18 protein-coding genes are annotated in these 15,791 nt (G+C 67.7%); 7 read left to right on the forward strand and 11 right to left on the reverse strand.

The features are described 5' to 3' along the window. Positions 1-301: 301 nt before the first annotated feature. The gene (locus VKV57_12150) at positions 302-511 is read right to left on the reverse strand and encodes a hypothetical protein (protein HLW60660.1); all 210 of its coding nucleotides are present in this window, start codon (positions 509-511) and stop codon (positions 302-304) included. A 379-nt stretch (positions 512-890) separates the two neighbouring features. Here VKV57_12150 and VKV57_12155 point away from each other — a divergent pair, with 379 nt between their 5' ends. Continuing rightward, positions 891-1,511, forward strand: a complete 621-nt coding sequence (locus VKV57_12155) for a recombinase family protein (GenBank protein HLW60661.1) — start codon at positions 891-893, stop codon at positions 1,509-1,511. A 335-nt stretch (positions 1,512-1,846) separates the two neighbouring features. Next, positions 1,847-2,272, forward strand: a complete 426-nt coding sequence (locus VKV57_12160; protein HLW60662.1) for a hypothetical protein — start codon at positions 1,847-1,849, stop codon at positions 2,270-2,272. A 43-nt stretch (positions 2,273-2,315) separates the two neighbouring features. Here VKV57_12160 and VKV57_12165 read toward each other — a convergent pair whose 3' ends face one another. Together VKV57_12165 and VKV57_12170 are read right to left on the reverse strand one after the other, a co-directional pair. Next, positions 2,316-2,714 (reverse strand): hypothetical protein, encoded by a 399-nt coding sequence (locus VKV57_12165; protein ID HLW60663.1) that lies wholly within the window; start codon positions 2,712-2,714, stop codon positions 2,316-2,318. 1,046 nt (positions 2,715-3,760) lie between these two features. Beyond that, positions 3,761-4,099: a hypothetical protein gene (locus VKV57_12170; GenBank protein HLW60664.1), complete on the reverse strand. Its 339-nt coding sequence runs from the start codon at positions 4,097-4,099 to the stop codon at positions 3,761-3,763. Between the two features lie 748 nt (positions 4,100-4,847). On the opposite strand from VKV57_12170, the gene VKV57_12175 reads away from it, so the two are divergent. After that, positions 4,848-5,594 carry a DUF6544 family protein gene (locus tag VKV57_12175; protein ID HLW60665.1) on the forward strand — a complete coding sequence of 249 codons (747 nt, stop codon included), beginning with the start codon at positions 4,848-4,850 and terminating at the stop codon, positions 5,592-5,594. A 633-nt stretch (positions 5,595-6,227) separates the two neighbouring features. Here VKV57_12175 and VKV57_12180 read toward each other — a convergent pair. Continuing rightward, positions 6,228-7,007, reverse strand: a complete 780-nt coding sequence (locus tag VKV57_12180) for a metallophosphoesterase (GenBank protein HLW60666.1) — start codon at positions 7,005-7,007, stop codon at positions 6,228-6,230. Then, positions 7,004-7,783 carry a GNAT family N-acetyltransferase gene (locus tag VKV57_12185; protein ID HLW60667.1) on the reverse strand — a complete coding sequence of 260 codons (780 nt, stop codon included), beginning with the start codon at positions 7,781-7,783 and terminating at the stop codon, positions 7,004-7,006. Before VKV57_12185 ends, VKV57_12180 begins: the two co-directional genes overlap by 4 nt. Before the next feature lie 224 nt (positions 7,784-8,007). Between VKV57_12185 and VKV57_12190 the strand changes: the two genes are divergently transcribed. Together VKV57_12190 and VKV57_12195 are read left to right on the forward strand one after the other, a co-directional pair. Continuing rightward, the gene (locus VKV57_12190) at positions 8,008-8,835 is read left to right on the forward strand and encodes a sulfite exporter TauE/SafE family protein (GenBank protein ID HLW60668.1); all 828 of its coding nucleotides are present in this window, start codon (positions 8,008-8,010) and stop codon (positions 8,833-8,835) included. Next, positions 8,832-9,260 carry a DUF1634 domain-containing protein gene (locus tag VKV57_12195; protein HLW60669.1) on the forward strand — a complete coding sequence of 143 codons (429 nt, stop codon included), beginning with the start codon at positions 8,832-8,834 and terminating at the stop codon, positions 9,258-9,260. Before VKV57_12190 ends, VKV57_12195 begins: the two co-directional genes overlap by 4 nt. Positions 9,261-9,265: 5 nt before the next feature. On the opposite strand, the gene VKV57_12200 is transcribed toward VKV57_12195, so the two are convergent. Continuing rightward, a complete protein-coding gene (locus VKV57_12200; GenBank protein ID HLW60670.1) occupies positions 9,266-10,045 on the reverse strand; it encodes an enoyl-CoA hydratase-related protein in 780 nt (259 codons plus the stop codon). 100 nt (positions 10,046-10,145) lie between these two features. On the opposite strand from VKV57_12200, the gene VKV57_12205 reads away from it, so the two are divergent. Next, a complete protein-coding gene (locus VKV57_12205) occupies positions 10,146-10,661 on the forward strand; it encodes a flavin reductase family protein (GenBank protein HLW60671.1) in 516 nt (171 codons plus the stop codon). Positions 10,662-10,687: 26 nt separating this feature from the next. Continuing rightward, a complete protein-coding gene (locus VKV57_12210; protein HLW60672.1) occupies positions 10,688-11,101 on the forward strand; it encodes a TIGR03668 family PPOX class F420-dependent oxidoreductase in 414 nt (137 codons plus the stop codon). Here the strand turns inward: VKV57_12210 and VKV57_12215 are convergent. The 5 genes from VKV57_12215 to VKV57_12235 form a co-directional block, all read right to left on the reverse strand. Then, positions 11,098-12,000 carry a dihydrodipicolinate synthase family protein gene (locus VKV57_12215; protein HLW60673.1) on the reverse strand — a complete coding sequence of 301 codons (903 nt, stop codon included), beginning with the start codon at positions 11,998-12,000 and terminating at the stop codon, positions 11,098-11,100. The two genes, VKV57_12210 and VKV57_12215, sit on opposite strands and share 4 nt — an antisense overlap. A gap of 70 nt (positions 12,001-12,070) precedes the next feature. Then, positions 12,071-13,261, reverse strand: a complete 1,191-nt coding sequence (locus VKV57_12220) for a mandelate racemase/muconate lactonizing enzyme family protein (protein HLW60674.1) — start codon at positions 13,259-13,261, stop codon at positions 12,071-12,073. 13 nt (positions 13,262-13,274) lie between these two features. Next, positions 13,275-13,997 (reverse strand): sulfite exporter TauE/SafE family protein, encoded by a 723-nt coding sequence (locus tag VKV57_12225; GenBank protein ID HLW60675.1) that lies wholly within the window; start codon positions 13,995-13,997, stop codon positions 13,275-13,277. Then, a complete protein-coding gene (locus tag VKV57_12230; GenBank protein ID HLW60676.1) occupies positions 13,994-15,364 on the reverse strand; it encodes an aminotransferase class III-fold pyridoxal phosphate-dependent enzyme in 1,371 nt (456 codons plus the stop codon). Before VKV57_12230 ends, VKV57_12225 begins: the two co-directional genes overlap by 4 nt. 166 nt (positions 15,365-15,530) lie before the next feature. After that, positions 15,531-15,668 (reverse strand): DUF3096 domain-containing protein, encoded by a 138-nt coding sequence (locus VKV57_12235; protein HLW60677.1) that lies wholly within the window; start codon positions 15,666-15,668, stop codon positions 15,531-15,533. Positions 15,669-15,791: the final 123 nt, after the last annotated feature.

Consider the following 15,791-nt stretch of genomic DNA (forward strand, 5'->3'; position numbering starts at 1 on the left):
ACCCGGCTCTGCAGGACCTTATCGGGCAGGAGTCAGCATCCCCTCGCTTTTAGGGGGTGATCGCCCGACGCACGCCCGAACAAGTGTTAACCTAGCCCTCAAACTGAATTTGCCGTCATAACCGTACGTCGAGGTGCTGGCAGGGGGGGCGGGGGTACCATGCCGCCGTTCCTTTGGGGACGCTGCCCATGCCTAACGACGGTGCTTCGCCCGCTTCATGTTCTGCCAGCGCCCCAGGACGGGCGCGATGGTCAGGACGCCATCAACGGGACCACACTGCCTCGCCGTTACGTGCCCGTTTCTAGGAGGACGGGGACTCGGTTTTGCTCTTCGACTGCGACTTCGGTCGTCGCCGCGGACGCTTCGCCAGTGACTTAGGCGGATTGATCGACGCAACATAGGCCTCATGCCCTGCTTTCCTGAGACGGTCGGTAATCCCCCACGCCACGTGCGCGGCATTGGTGAAGCCGCGTTCCTTGATTATCAGGATGAGATGAGCCTGGAAGGTCATGCGAACTCCCCCTTCTCGTGCGCCGCTGCCCACACACAAACCGGCTGTCGTCACGCCGCCGGCTACTCACGCCTGACGAGAACGCTGACTCTTCCTCTTGCCTTTCGCCTTTGCCCATCGCGCCAGCACCGCACGACGGGCAGCCTCGCTGCGCTCCTCTTTCGTTGCCCGCTGGTGACGAACCAGAGCGGCGTGGCGAGCGATCTTCGATCGCTGCTCGGACGAGAGCTTCCGAAGTCGCATCCTTGCGCCCTTGCGACCGTACGCGGAGAAATCCGGTGGGATCGCCACACACACGAGTATATCACCCTGAGCACGTATTGACCACGAAGGGGCTGAGCACGTATACTCGTGACGAGGCCTTTTTCGAGGTGTGCCCATGCGTGTTGCCCTGTACGCGAGAGTGAGTACCTCCGATAAGGATCAGAACCCGACCACGCAGCTGCTCCCACTTCGGGAGTTCGCGGCGGCGCAGGGATGGACGCTGGCCGGCGAGTTCGTAGACCGCGCCTCTGCCACCGACCTCCGCGGCCGGACCCAATGGCAGGCGGTGCTCCAAGCCGCCTCGAGGCGCAAGACCGATCTCGTCCTCGTGTGGAAACTCGACCGGGCCTTCCGGAGTGTCCTCCACGCCAGCACGACGCTCGAGGACCTGCGCCGGTGGGGCATCGGCCTCCGCTCCTACACCGAGCCGTGGGCGGATACGACGTCCCCGCAGGGCGAGCTCGTGTTCAACCTCCTCGCCACGTTCGCGCAGTTTGAGCGGTCACTGATTGCTGAGCGGGTCAGGGCGGGAATGGCGAGGGCGAAGCAGCAGGGCAAGCGCCTGGGACGGCCTCGAGCCGTGAACGGGGAATGGACGCGGGTTCAGCCATTGATCGAGAACGGCACGATGAGCCGGCGCAAAGCGGCTCGGGTCCTAGGCGTCGGCCGCAGCACGGTCGGTCGGCTGCTGGCCCAAAAAGGTAACGTAAACGACACCTCGAAGGCCCTTGTCTAGCAAGGTGTTCGATGCTAGCAAAGGGCGTCCCGAAAAGATCTCTTTGTGGGCCATGGTGGTCGTTGTGGCAAGGGATGTGGAACATGCCAAGGGTTGCATTTGCGGTCATCTTGGTGCTTCTGCTTGCCCCTCAGCTTGCCTTTAACCCGATTGCACATCCTCGGGATGCACTAGCAGCACCAGCAACTTGCCTGGTCTCAGAAGCTGCTCCCGCAGTGCTGATTGAGGGACCACCCCCATATGGAATTGTCTACACGCCTGACACAAGTTCATGCCTGATCTCTCCCGGCAAAGGTATCGGTCATGTCAGGCTTGGGGGATCGATTAAACGTGCCTTGTCCTACCTGGGCCCCGCCAAAGCGGCTTCACCGGATCCGGATGGAGGGGGTAATAGGTGGCTGTGGTTCGAACCCCCCGAGAACTCAGGCATTGGGGCCTTCGTCTCGCCAAACGGCATCATAGAGCGGATGTGGGCGCAGAACGACACCCGGTACGTTACGCAGGGGGGACTCCATATCGGCTACACCGAGGCGCAGGTCCGGTCGATTCTGGGGGCACCGGATCAGACAGTCGACACGCAGATCAAGACGCGGGAGTTACTGTATGACATCCTAGGGTTGTGGTTCATCATTCAGCTCGATGAGCGATTCGCCTTCTTCAACCACGTGTTCGACATTGGCGTGATGCGCCCGGCCGCCAACCTGTTCGAGTTCTATCTCTTAGGCCCGTGTCGCTATTTAAGAAACGTTCCCTGTACCTGAGCGACGGTTGTGGGGGCAAATGTCAGCGCAGCCTTGAGAGACGTTACCGATCGGCAAGCGCAGGTGCTCGCTGTGCTCCAGACCCACTATCAACAGACAGGGGTTCCGCCGAGCCTTCGGGAGACGGCCGCAGCCCTACAGGTATCTCCTGCCACGGTCCACACCCGACCCGGGCCCACTTCATCAGATCCCGACCGCTCATGCCCCCCATCGCCAGGAGCAGCACCATCGACTGAGTGACCTCGCCAAGCGGGAGCCGCGAACCCCCGTCCCCGTTCGGGGCGTGCCGGATGGTCACCACCTGGGCCCTCCGGTAACACGCCCCGTCCGCTTCGATGATCCCGCTCGAGGTATCGCAGAACCCCGTAATCAGCGCTGTCGTGCTTCCCACCCGAACCACCGCTACGACCCGCAGGTGGAACCCTGGCAGGGCAAATTGCACGATTGAGCCCCCCGGTTGAGGCGGTTTGGAGCAGATTGCCCATTGTGGAGGAGTATATTCCTGCCGGCTGAGTGACCGCAACAGATGGTACCTTCCCAGCCGCCCCGAAACGCCCCGCTACGCCTTGATAAACGCCCCTCAACCGCTCCGACCAAGGGCCCGAGAGGATCTTGACAACCGCTTATGCGAGCCTATGTTTCTGGGCCAATCTGCGGGCTACGGAACGGATGCGGGAATCGCGGCTCTCGAGGTTCTGGCGGATGAGGGAACGGGCGAGTTCGGCCTCCCGGTCACGGAGCGGTTGGAGCATCGTCTGGGTCTGGGCTCGGGCCGCTTCCCGCTCCCTGCGGCGTCTAGCGCGAACGGCCCGCATCACGCATCGATGGGAGCAGAACCGACGGGAGGCGCGTGTCGCGAAGATGGGGGTGCGGCAGACCGCGCACCAGCGCGGAGGGAGTACCTTGCGGGATGACCGGGGGGACGCACTAGGACGACCACTTTGGGCCATTTCCCCCGCGTCGGCGCAGCGCTTGGGATCAACGAGGACCCGAGAGGTTATTCGGATACCTCCCCACGGCCCTCAGAATCGATTCTCGCCGCATGAGGCACCCTCCGAGGGGCGTCAAGCGAGCGGGACGGGGGCGACACGTCCACTACGGGCTTGCTCAGGGGCCTGACCGGACCTTCTGGCAACCGCGAGGGGTCGATGCCGCCGGTTAGGACGACGGTAACATGGGAATTGGTGGGCATCACGGCCTGTGGCTTTCCGAGCAGACGGTCATCGAGCGTCTCCACGACTTTAAGCGCCAGTGCCTGGACAGATAGCCGATCATCGGTCTGCGCTCGCTGGAGGAAGCGACCTCGGATCGCATAACCGCGCACCGCATGTCGCCGCTGAAGGACCGCTGCAAGATCAGGGCTCCACCAGGATTCTTGCTTTTTGGTCAGGGGTCGGCCAAGCTGGGTACTCCGCTCGATGGAGGCGGCCTGAATCTCCGCCAAGGCGAGCCGATCCACCCCCGCCAGTCGCTTCGGTTTACGCTTCGTCATGTTCGGGGGCTCCCCGATTTGCCATTATCCATCAAGGACAAGAGCATGGTAAAGACGGCCCGCATTCCTCGAAACCACCACTCCTGCTCCTCTACGAGATTCGCCGGCGGATCCGGGAACTCGAGATAGAAAGGCGAAAACGTGCGTGTTTCTCCGAGCACGCCGAGGATCGCCATCACTCCGCGCTCGAAAGTGAATATGTCTTCTGCACCCACAGCCAGACGCGCCGCATCTGCGGCTCGCTTCCCGACTTCATCCCACTCGCGCAGCTCAGACTTAGGTCTATTCCCCAAGACAATCAGGTCTACCGCATCCGACCAGCGCCCATTGGCCACCTCGTCACCTCAGCACCGTGTGGCATTCCCGAGAGAGATTCGCCACGCCCATCGTCAATCCAGCACCCCGAGAGAAGGGACCTGCGGGGAGGCATCCTCCCTCCGCGACAAGCATGCTTGCCGGGACTCTCCAACAAGTGCAAAATGAGTGCAAGCGGGGCGGCCGTTACTTTAGGGATCATCGCGCGGGGGCTTGTTTTCCTTGGGTTCTGGCAGGTCGGGGGGTTCAGGGAACGCGAGTTCGAATCTCGCTGGGGGCACCAGACACCGAAATCCCAAGCGTCCCAGTCGAGATTACCGAGCAGGTATCCGTAAAGGAAGCCGATGTCCGCGGCGCGATCGAGTCGTTTCTCCTCAACCAACTACGGCCAACTATTCCGAGTGCACCCTGCAGACTTGCAAAGCGGGCCGGCACGGGCTCATCCGTACGATCGGCTACGGAAGCACCGCACCTCGCCGATGTCAAGGCGTTGATTGATCACACGGCTCTATGCGTACGGCGGCGAATGGCGCTGGTCACTCGCACTGAAAAGTGGTGGGAGCTCGCAACGTGCGGCATTGGACTGTCGCAGGTGCCCATTATTCAGTGGCGGAAGGACACCCACGCTGGAACCGTGAGGATTGTCCGCCTGCCGGACGGCGTGCACCTCCAAGTCCCGTGCGATCGTGCGGTTCGTGAGGACATTGTCGCGGCCGGGCGAAGGTTCCAACAGGTGGGACACCGGCAGCGCCACCGGGTGCGATAACCATGACGAGAGACCCCTCCCTCAACGGACTTTGGGAGTTGGTGCCATCCGGCGAGCGCCCCTTTCGCCCCGGCCACCTCTCGGGGCTGACGGAAGCGGCGCGATGCTATCTTGAGCACGCGATTGCCCCTGGCGCGTCGCTCGCGTCGGCAGTCCGCTTGCGGATGCACGGGGAGATGAAACTTGGGCGGTGGCGTCCATTTACGGCGGAGCAAGTCATTAATTGGGGCCAGGGAATGATATGGACCGCCACCGTACGCATGAACGGGATGCCTATTCGCGGATTCGACCGTCTCGTGAACGGCGAAGGCGCCATGCAGTGGAAATTGTTCGGGATTGTCCCCCTGATGAGGGCGTCCGGTCCCGACATTACTCGCTCAGCAACAGGCCGTATCATGGCAGAGTCGGTATGGTTGCCGTCCGTTCTCTGTGGCGAGGGCGTAACGTGGACGGCACAGGATGCCCTGCACCCTCGCGCCAGCCTGACGATCCATGGCGAAGCCGGAGAACTCTCGCTCACGATCGACCGCAACGGCAGGCTCAAGACCCTCACCCTTCCGCGCTGGAGCAACCCCGGGGGGCTTACGTTCGGGTATGTGGACTTCGGTGGCGTTGTTGAGGAAGAAAAGCAGTTCGGTATGTACACGATTCCGACTCGCTTGCGAGTTGGATACTACGTCGGGACCGACCGGTTTGAGTCGGACGGCGAGTTTTTTCGTGTTTCGATTGATGACGCGGCGTACCGATAACCGGCTCTGAAACGCAAAACAGTTCAGAGCAGCCCGCGTGCACTGCAGGGGCCTTCGGACACGCGGAGCGGACCCAATCAGAAGGTGCTCGGCGTTAAGATTTGATGGGAGAGGTCATAGGTGTTACGGGTGTGATACATTCACATGACGGCGACGACAAGATCCCGAACCACAATTACGGCAGGCGAGATGTCATGCAACAGCGTGGGAGGATGCGCGATGCGATATTTTCTACCAATCCTGCTGGTAGGCGGGGCGTTGACCATGAGTGCGTCTGGGGCACTCGCCACGTCGGGAGGCATGTCGTCAGGTGGTTCGGCCGGCGGCATGTCGGGAGGGGCCTCCGGCGGGAGTATGGGCGGCGGCGGCAACGACAGTAACGCAGGGGCCGATAATCACAACGAAGCCCCCACCGTTCAATCTCAAGGGAATTCGGCGCCCGGGAGCATCACGGCGACACCAACGTCTCGTGTGGCCGGATCGACAGACGACAGACCCGTGTGGGTCCGGCAACGTGAGGATAACATGGGCCGGTAGCGGTGCGCGTTCGCCCATGGCGAATCGTAGCCTTTCGAGCCTCGGCGCACGATCTGCGGCCGGCAGGGGGCCGGCTCCCCCCCGGGCGAGATTCCCTCACCGGGTGAACTCGAAGTGGCCGGGGCGGAGTCCTTCCACTCGAACGTCAATGACCCCGGTACGCACCGCCACGGTTGCAAACGTCCCGGCCGGCCGGCCCGCGGTATAGGCGCAGTCAACCAACGAACCCAGCGTGACGTAGGGAATCCGGTTGATCATCGACACGCGCGTCCAGTGCAGGTGTCCGGCGAACGCCGCGATCACCCGAGCGCTCCGCTCGACCAGGGACCGAATCTCGGCCCGGTTTCGGACCAACGCCCGGTCCGGTCGCACGGCGAAATAGCGGTGGCCGCGAAGGTCCTGCTCGTCGAGCGGATGGTGACAGAACACCAAACAGGTCTTGCCGGTTTCCTCAAGCACCCGGGCTAGCCAGACGACCTGGTCGGAACCGATCTCACCCCCGACCCCCTCGACCGGCGGGTCCTGGCTGTCGAGGAGGGCGATGCGCTGGTCCCACCGGTCGATGCATTGATAGGCCTCGTGCTGGCCGACCAGCGACAACGACTCCGCCTTCGTCAGATGGCCGCCATCGGTATTCCCAATGACGTGGAACACCGGAACGCCGATCTGGATGAGAGCGCGCCGGATCCACGTCAGGCGCTCGCGGTCCTCCGCCGCCGAGACGCTGTTGATCCGGTCCCCCAGATCGACGATGAGGTCCGGCCGGAATGCCTGCATCGCCGCGCAGAACGACTCCAGGAGCACCGGCGCGTGGCTGCCGAGTTGGGTGTCGGCATCCGGACCGGCATGGATATCGGCGATGAGGCCGAGCTTCACCGGGGGGCCACGCCGGCACCGGGCCGCCGAACCCACTCCGTGATCGCGCCGAGCGGCACGAATCCCAGCCGTTCCAGAATCGGCCGGCTTGCGGCGCTTGCGTCGACCGTGAGGTACCGGAAGCCGCGCCCCGCGGCTTCCCTCGCCCGCGCGGCCACCAAGGCCCGATAGATCCCCCGGCCACGGAACGGCGGCAGCGTCCCGCCGCCCCACAGCCCGGCGAAGGACCGCCCGGGGGGCATCTCCAGTCGTCCCTCGGCCACGGGCACGACGCCGGCGTACGCCACGAAAAGGCCGAGCGTTGGATCGTCCAGGCGGGAGCGAAACCGATCATCCTGTGCGCGGAGGTCGCGCCCAAACGCGGCGGAGGCGACGGCGACCAGATCGAGGAGGCCGGCCTCATCCCGGACGCGGCGAATCGCGATGTCCGGAGTCGAGGACGCCGACGGCACGCCCCCGGCCAGGTCCCACACCATCAACGTCTCGGGCGCGCGGGGCTCGAACCCGCGCGCGGCGAGACGGTCCCCCAGGTCGTGGGGCCGGTCGTGACCGTAGACCTTCCACTCAACCGCTCGCCCCAGCGAGGCGTAGTATGCCACCTGCTCATCGATGGCACGATCCGCATCGGCCTCGGTCAATTCCCAATAGACGATGCCCGCATACTCCCCCACCGCGCGGACGATGCCGCCGATCGTCTCGAAGCGGACGCTCCGCTCGGGCACGGGGTGGATCCGAAGCTCCGCGTCGAATCGCTCAAGCACCAATCTCTCGTCCACGGTGTCGATCACCTCGCGCGCGGTTCCGCCCTCGCCCGGATATCAGCCCCATGATAGGGGCGAGGCGGCGGGTGTCAAGGAGGATCATGCCGGCGAGCGCACGATGCCGCGGGCGCACGGCGGCGGACCGAGCCGCGGGCGGCGTGGACAGGGAAAAAGGAGAGCCCTCCGCGGCCTAGAATCCGCATCAGCATGTGTTCGGCAGGCGCCGCGGGAGCGCGCAGATGTTCTTCTTGATCCTGATCATGTCGGCGGGGGCGGGCGTCGCCGGGGCGGTCCTGGGGTTGGGCGGGGGGACATTCATCGTCCCGGCGCTCACGCTGGTCTTGAAGCTCCCCATTCGCTACGCGATCGGGGCGAGCATCGTCTCCGTCATCGCGACCAGCAGCGGCGCCGCAGCCGCCTACATCCGGGACCACCTCACCAATCTCAGGATCGGCATCGCCCTTGAGGTCATGACCGTCCTGGGGGCGTTCACCGGTGCGTTCGCCGCGGGGCACGTGTCGCCGCGGTTGTTGTATGTGATCTTCGGGATTCTCCTTGCCTATTCCGCGATCGCCCTACTCGGGCGGCTGAAGTTGGAACTGCCCGGCGAGGTCCCGCATGATCCCCTCGCCGCGCGCCTCCGGTTCGCCGGCCACTACTACGACCAGGCGCTTCGCCAGCGGGTGCCGTACGAAGCGACGGGGGTGATCCCCGGAGGCGTGATGATGTATCTCGCCGGGGTCCTCTCGGGGCTCCTGGGGATCGGCAGCGGGCTGTTCAAGGTGCTGGCGATGGATATTGCGATGCGGCTGCCGATGAAGGTGTCCACTTCCACGAGCAACTTCATGATCGGGGTCACCGCGGCCGCCAGCGCCGGAGTCTACTTCGCCCGCGGCGACGTCTATCCGCTCGTGGTCGCGCCCGTCGCGCTGGGCGTCCTGGGCGGCGCTTGGGTCGGCACGCGCATCCTGGGCCACCTGCGAAACACCACGATCCGCAAGCTCTTCATCCCGATCCTGGCGGTCGTCGCGGTCAGCATGATCGTGAGGGGGCTCGGGCTCCGATGAGGATGGCAGGCGGGTCGGGCGGGGTGCCGAACGACGAGCCCGCCGAGCACGGGATGCGGCCGGTCGTGAGCGCCCTGCTGCGGTACGGGGTCATCCTGTCCGCGGCCACCATCGTCCTCGGCCTGCTGCTCCTCCTGGCTCAGGCGGGACCGCAGGCCCTCATCTCCATCCCGCGCGTCCCCACCGCGGAGAGCACAGACCTGACCTCCGTGCACGCGGTCCTGAGCCAACTGCTGCCCCCCGTCCCGCAGGCTGTGATGGACGCCGGGATCCTGCTGCTGATCGCCACCCCCGTCCTGACCGTGGGCGCCTCCGTCGTCTCGTTCGCCATCGAGAGGGACTGGCTCTACACGCTGATCGCGGCCATTGTGTTCGTGATGCTGATTATCGGCTTCACCGTGGGCCGCGGAGCGGGGGGCGGGTAGGCCCCCTACCGCCCGGCCCAGCGCGGCGCGCGGCGCTCCCGGAAGGCCGCGATCCCCTCCTGGCAGTCGGCGGTGGCGTAGAGCATGCGCTGCAGCTGCCCCTCGAACTCCAAGCCGGCCTCCAACGTCGCCCCCAGCCCATGCCGAATCGCCCGTTTCGCGGCGCGCACCGCGAGGGGCGCGTTGGCGGCAATGATCCGCGCGGTCTCGCCGACCGCCCGGGAGAGGTCCTCGGGGGCGACGACGGCGTCGACGAGTCCGATCCGGTGAGCCTCCTGGGCGCCGATCCGCCGGCCGCTCAAGATCAGGGCCATCGCTCGGGACGACCCGACGAGTCGCGGCAGGCGCTGCGTCCCGCCGGCCGCCGGGACGATCCCCCGGGCGACTTCGGGACACCCAAACTCGGCGCTGCTGGCGGCCCAGCGGAGATCGCACCCCAGCGCCACCTCACATCCGCCGCCGAGCGCGTAGCCATTGACCGCGGCGATCGTCGGCACCGCCATCCGCTCCAGCCCCAGGGGGATCTGGAAGATCAGGCGGTTGTGGGCCCAGATCGCCTCGAGCGCGGCCCCCTCCCGCTCCAGGAGGTCTGCCCCCGCGCAAAACGCCCGCCCCTCGCCGGTGAGGATGAGGACGCGCGCCCCCGGGTCCTGGTCGACCCGCGCCAGCGCGTCCAGCATGTCCCGGCACAGCCCGCTGTTCAGCGCGTTGAGCGCGTCGGGCCGTCGAAGCGTCAGGATGTAGATCCCCTCCGAGCCGTCCAACGTCACGAACGAAACCGGCATCGCGCGCTCCTCCCTTTGCCGCGGGGCCAGGAGAAAGGACCCGCCCGCCTTCCCGCGTAAACTCTTCCGGCGTGAGCCTTTCCTCATGATAGGTGGTGCGATGGGATTGAACAATCCGGGGGAGCGTCCGGCGATCGACCCCGCGGCCAGAAAACAGGTCCTGCGGCTCATCACCTACGGCCTGTACGTCCTGACCTCCGCCGCCGACGACGATCTGGCCGCCGGCACGATCACGTGGCTGTCGCAGGCGTCGTTTACCCCCCCGCTGGTCATGGCGGGCGTCCGCCGGGACGGCCACGTGCACGCCGTCGTCGATCGCAGTAGCACGTTCGCCGTGAACGTGGTGGGGGCCGACCAGCGGGAGATCGCCTCCGCCTTCTTCCGCACCTCCGTGGTGGCGGCGGGGCGGATCAGCGGCTACGCGTTCGAGCGGGGGCGCGCAACCGGTGCTCCGATCTTGACCGATCTGCCGGCGTGGTTCGAGGCGCGCGTCACCGATGCCGTCCGGCGGGGGGATCACACGATCTTCGTGGCCGAGATCGTCGCCTGCGGGGTGCGGGATCCCGCCGCGAGCCCGCTCGCGTTGTCGGACACCCCGTGGTCGTACGCCGGGTAGCGGCACGGCCGCGCACGGCGGCCGGCATGCTCCGCCGGGCGCGGGTCGGCCGGCTCGCGACGGCGGACCCGCAGGGCCAGCCCCACGTCGTCCCCGTCTGCTTCGCCTTCGACGGCGCTGCCGTCTACATCGCCATCGACGACAAGCCCAAGCGTGCGGCTCCCCGCCGCCTGCGGCGGGTCCGAAACATCGAGGCCAATCCCCAAGTGGCCCTGGTGATCGATCACTACGAGGAGGACTGGAGACGCCTCGGCTTCGTCCTGATGACGGGGACGGCGCAGATGATCGCGGAGGGCCGCGATTACCTGCGCGCCCTGACGCTGCTTCGGCGCAAGTACCGCCAATATCGGGCGATGCGCCTGGAGAACAACCCGGTGATCAAGATCTCGCCGCGGCGCACCGTCGCCTGGACGGCGACGCCCCGGAAGGGATCTGCCTAGGGAGCGGGCGGGAGCAGCCCCAGTTCGGCGCAGACGCGGTCGAGGTCGCCGCGATCCTCCGCGCTCGGCACCGGGAGGGGGTTGCGCGCCCTCGCGGTGGCGATGACGCCGGCGCGCCAGAGGTAGTGCTTGACCAGGGCGAGACCGACCGCGGGCTGATTCGTGAGGCGGATCACGGGGTGGAATCGGTGAAAGAGCACGCGGGCTTCCACCGCACGACCGGCCTGCCAGTGGGTCCAGATCTCCACGTAGACGCCGGGCATGATCGCGGCCGGCATCGTGCCGCGCGCGCCCCGCGCCAGTTCCTCGACGAACCAATTTCCCCCCAGCCCGCCGAGAAGGGTGAGCCGATCGGCAGCGGCACGACGCAGCTCGCTGATCTTCGACAGCGGCGCCGGGGTCTCGACTTTGACGTACCGGATCAGCGGATGATCCGCCAGCCGGACGATGAGGTCGGCGGGGATCGTCACTCCGGTCCATCCCGGATTGTCCTGGATCATGATCGGAATTCCCGCCGCGTCCGCGACCGTGGTGTAGTAGGTGTGCAGCGCCTGCGCCGTCGGCTTGACGAAGTACGGTGGCATGACCATGAGCGCGGCCGCGCCGGCGCGGGCCGCATCACGGGCGAGCACGGCGGCGGCCTCCGCGCTGTTGTGGCTCGCGCCGACCACCACGGGGACCCGACCGGCGGCCTGCGCCACAACCGTCTCCGCGACCGTCCGGCGCTCTCCGTCGGTGAGCGCGAAGATCTCTCCCGCGACCCCGAGGGCCGCGAGTCCGTGCACCCCCGCATCGATCAGGTAGTCGACGAGCCGCCGGAGGCTCGGGAGATCGAGCTCCCCACGAGCGTCAAACGGGGTGGCAACGATCGGCACAACACCCTGCAGCGTCGCCGGCATCTGTCGGCCTCCCACTCCCAAGGCGGCGTCTCCGCCGCCCGGCTTCCCGCCCCGCGTGCGGCGGGGGGACTCACGCCCGGACCCGATTGACCTCGCCCCGGCCGGACACGTACTCGGCGAGCGCGGCGACGTCCACGTCGACGCCGAGGCCGGGGCCCGCCGGCACGATCAGCGATCCGCGGTCCAGCCGCAGCGGCGGAGCAATGAAGCGGTTCGTCAATTCCAGCATCGGCGGATGGTGCTCCTGGATCAGAAAGTGCGGGAGCGTCGCGGCGACGTGCCAGGTGGCGGCCATCGCCACCCCCAACGACACCCCGAGGTGCAGGGCGACGGGGCGGCGGTACGCCGCCGCCAGCTCGGCGATGCGGCAGCCCTCGGTGATCCCGCAGCGGGCGATGTCGGGCTGCGCGACGTCAAGGGCGTCCTGCCTGAGCCAGTCGGCAAACTGGTGGCCCGTGCGGAGGGCCTCACCGACCGCCACCGGGAGATCGAGCTGGTTCGCCAGACGGGCGTGCCCCAAGACATCCTCCGGCTCGATGGGAGATTCCAGCCACTCCACGCCGAGCGCCGCCAGCCGCCCCCCGAGCCGCACCGCCTCCTCCATCGAGTAGACCCAGAAGGCGTCGGCCACGAGGCGGGCGCCCGAGCCCACGCGGTCGCGGACGGCCGCTGCCTGCGCGACGTCGGGGTCGAGACCGTGGCCGAGATACAGCTTGACGCCCGCGTACCCGGCCCGAAAGCACTCCGCGGCCAGCGCGGCGCGGTCCTCCACCGTCGGCGCGCGCAGCCCGGAGACGTAGGCCGGCAGCCGGTCCCGCAGCGGGGCGCCGATCGCCGCCGCGAGCGGGGTCCCGGCCGCCTTCGCCGCGATGTCCCATAGGGCGATGTCCAGCCCGCTGATCGCATCGACCATGAACCCGGTAAAATGCCCGCGCACGTTCATGCTCTGATACATCCGATCACGCAGGGCGCGCACATCGCGGGGGTCCGCCCCGAGCAGCATCGGCCCGAGGAGACGGTCGACCACGGCCTGGGCGGCCTCAGGCACGATGGGGGCCTGGCACTCGCCCCACCCGTGCAGGCCCTGGTCGGTGTCGATCCGCACCAGCAGCGACTCCGTCCGGTCGGCGTAGACTTCCCGCCAGTCCTCTTCAAAGTAGTACTCGCTTCCGGGAAAGCGGGCGGGGCGCGCCGTGTGGCCGCCGAAGCGATCGTGATAGGGGATCTTCACCGCAAATGTCTGGACTCGATCGATCCGCACCGAGCACCTCTCCCTACGCGAGTGCCTGCACGGCGCCGAGAATCCCGACGACCAGCAGGAATCCGAGGACCGTCCGCTCGAACCCGCGCTCCGACAACCGGGCGGCGACGGCGATGCCGCCCGCATATCCCAGGAGAGCGCACGGGACGAGGGCGAGCGCCAGCCGGATCGTCGGCGGGGGCATGGCGCCCGACAGCACCAGCAGTCCCACGCTGGCCAGCGTCGTCAGAAAGACGAACGCGACGATGTTCGCGCGGAAGAGATCCTTGGACTGCCCCCACCAGAGCAGCAGTAACGCCACGGGCGGTCCGTTCAGGCTGGTCCCCGTGGAAAGAATCCCGCTCACCACCCCCGCCGCAACCGCCTGCCAGGGAGCCGGACGAACGCGGGGACGAACGCCGGTCAGCCTGGAGGCGGCAAACGCGGCGGTGAGCCCGGCGATGGCCACCTTGATCGCTACGGGGTGGGCATGGAGCAAGAGGAAAAGCCCCAGCGGCATCCCGGCCAGGCTGGAGAGAGACATCCGGCCCACCAGCTTCCAGTCGGCCCCGAGGCGGATCTCGGGACGCGCGAGCAGGACCCCACTCGTGACGGTCCCGAGCGCCAGGGTCAGTGCGACGATCGTCCGGGGAGGGTACACCGCGGCAAGCAGCGGCGCGCTGAACAGGTTGAAGCCAAACCCGGTGGCGGCGGCCCCAGCCGCCGCCGCGAGAATCACCAGCGCGGCGTAGATCACGAGCGGCCGCCCGCCCCCCCCGCCGCAGAGGTCCGCCCCCCCAGCGCGGCGACGGCCGCCGCGGCGGCCTCGATGAGCTGCGCGGTCTCGCGCGGCGTGACCACGAGCGGCGGGGCAAGGATCACAGGGTTGTCGACAAACGCCAGCACGCCGCGGTGGCGCAGGTCCCGCTCCAGCCGGTCGAGATCGCGGGAGCGGAGGCGGCGGGGCGCGCGCGTCGCGCGGTCCTCCACCAGCTCGATCGCGACCATCAGACCCACCCCGCGCACCTCCCCGACGGCCGGGCAGGTCGCGAGCGCCTGCCGCAGTCCCTCGCGCAGCCGTGCGCCCTCGACGGCGGCGCGAGCGGCAAGATCCTCCGCCGCAACGATCCGGAGGCAGGCCAGAGCGGCCGCGCACGCGGCGGGGTGTCCGGAGTAGGTGAACCCATGCGGGATCATCCTCGCCTCAAGCCGAGCCGCGACGTGGGAGCGCATCGCCACGGCGGCGAGCGTCTGATAGCCGCCGGTCATCCCCTTGCCGAGGATCATCAGGTCCGGAACCACCCCCCAGTGGTCGCAGGCGAACCACCGGCCGGTGCGCCCGAACCCGGTGATCACCTCGTCGGCGACGAGCAGCACCCCGTACCGATCGCAGATCGCCCGCAGGCGCGGCCAATAGTCGTCGGGGGGCACCAGGACGCCGCCCGGGCCGGGAACCGGCTCCGCGAAGACCGCGGCCACCCGATCCGGGCCCGCGGCGGCGATCGCCTCTTCCACGGCCCCGGCACACGCCAGGGTGCAGGCCGGGCCGTCCGCACAGAACCGGCACCGGTACCGATACGGCGCCGGGGTAAACCGGATGCCAGCCAGGCGCGCGCCGATCCCACGGAGCAACCCGCGGTCGGGATCGCTGAGGGATGCCCCGGCATAGGTACTGCCGTGCGCCGAGTACTCGCGGCTGATCACGATTCGCCGGCGGCGCTCGCCAGCCGCGGAATGATACAGGCGCGCGAACTTCAGCGCCGTGTCGACGGCTTCGGACCCGGTCGGGACCAGCGCCACCGCCGAGAGATCGCCGGGGAGAACGTCCGCCAGCCGCGCCGCCAGGTCCAGCGCCAGCGGTGATGCGGCGTCGGTGAGCGGGGCAAACGAAAGCCGGCGGAGCTGCTCGTGCACGGCGTCCGCCACGTCCGCGCGCCCGTAGCCGACCGTCACCGCCCACAGCCCGGACCGGGCGTCGAGGTAGGCCCGGCCGCGGTCATCCCAAACCCGGCACCCCTCGCCCCGCACCAAGAGCAGAGGGCCGCCCCGTCGGCGCAGCGCGGTTTGCGCCTGCCCTTGCAACCACAGCGACCCACCCGGCCCGGAGGCCGGGGCCGGCTTCACCTCGCCGCGCCGCGCATGTCCGGGGAGATCCGGTGCCGGTCACACCGGTCGACGGCCGGGCCCTTCGCGGCGCCGGCGATGCCGTGGCAGTTCATCGAGGGGCTCCTTCCCAGGCGAATGGCAACCGGATTCTCCGCCCGGGGAGGATCTCCCTGGAACGACGGGGTCAGTGCCCGAAGAAGCCGATCAGGCCGACCGCGATGAGGTAGAGCGCCACGATGGAGTTCGAGAGGTGGGGCACGATGAGGATCAGGATCCCCGCGATCAACGCCACCAGGGGCGACGGCGCGGTCGCGCTCACGATCCACGTGGGTCCCCGCAGCGCACCGGGGGCGGCAAACCCAGGTACCGCGACAACCTCCACGAGCAGCGCGAGCAGGATCGCACAGACCGACGCGAAACGAACGTATCGTCTGCGCTCCGCACA

This window comes from bacterium (genome assembly GCA_035307765.1).
Lineage (GTDB): Bacteria > Sysuimicrobiota > Sysuimicrobiia > Sysuimicrobiales > Segetimicrobiaceae > Segetimicrobium.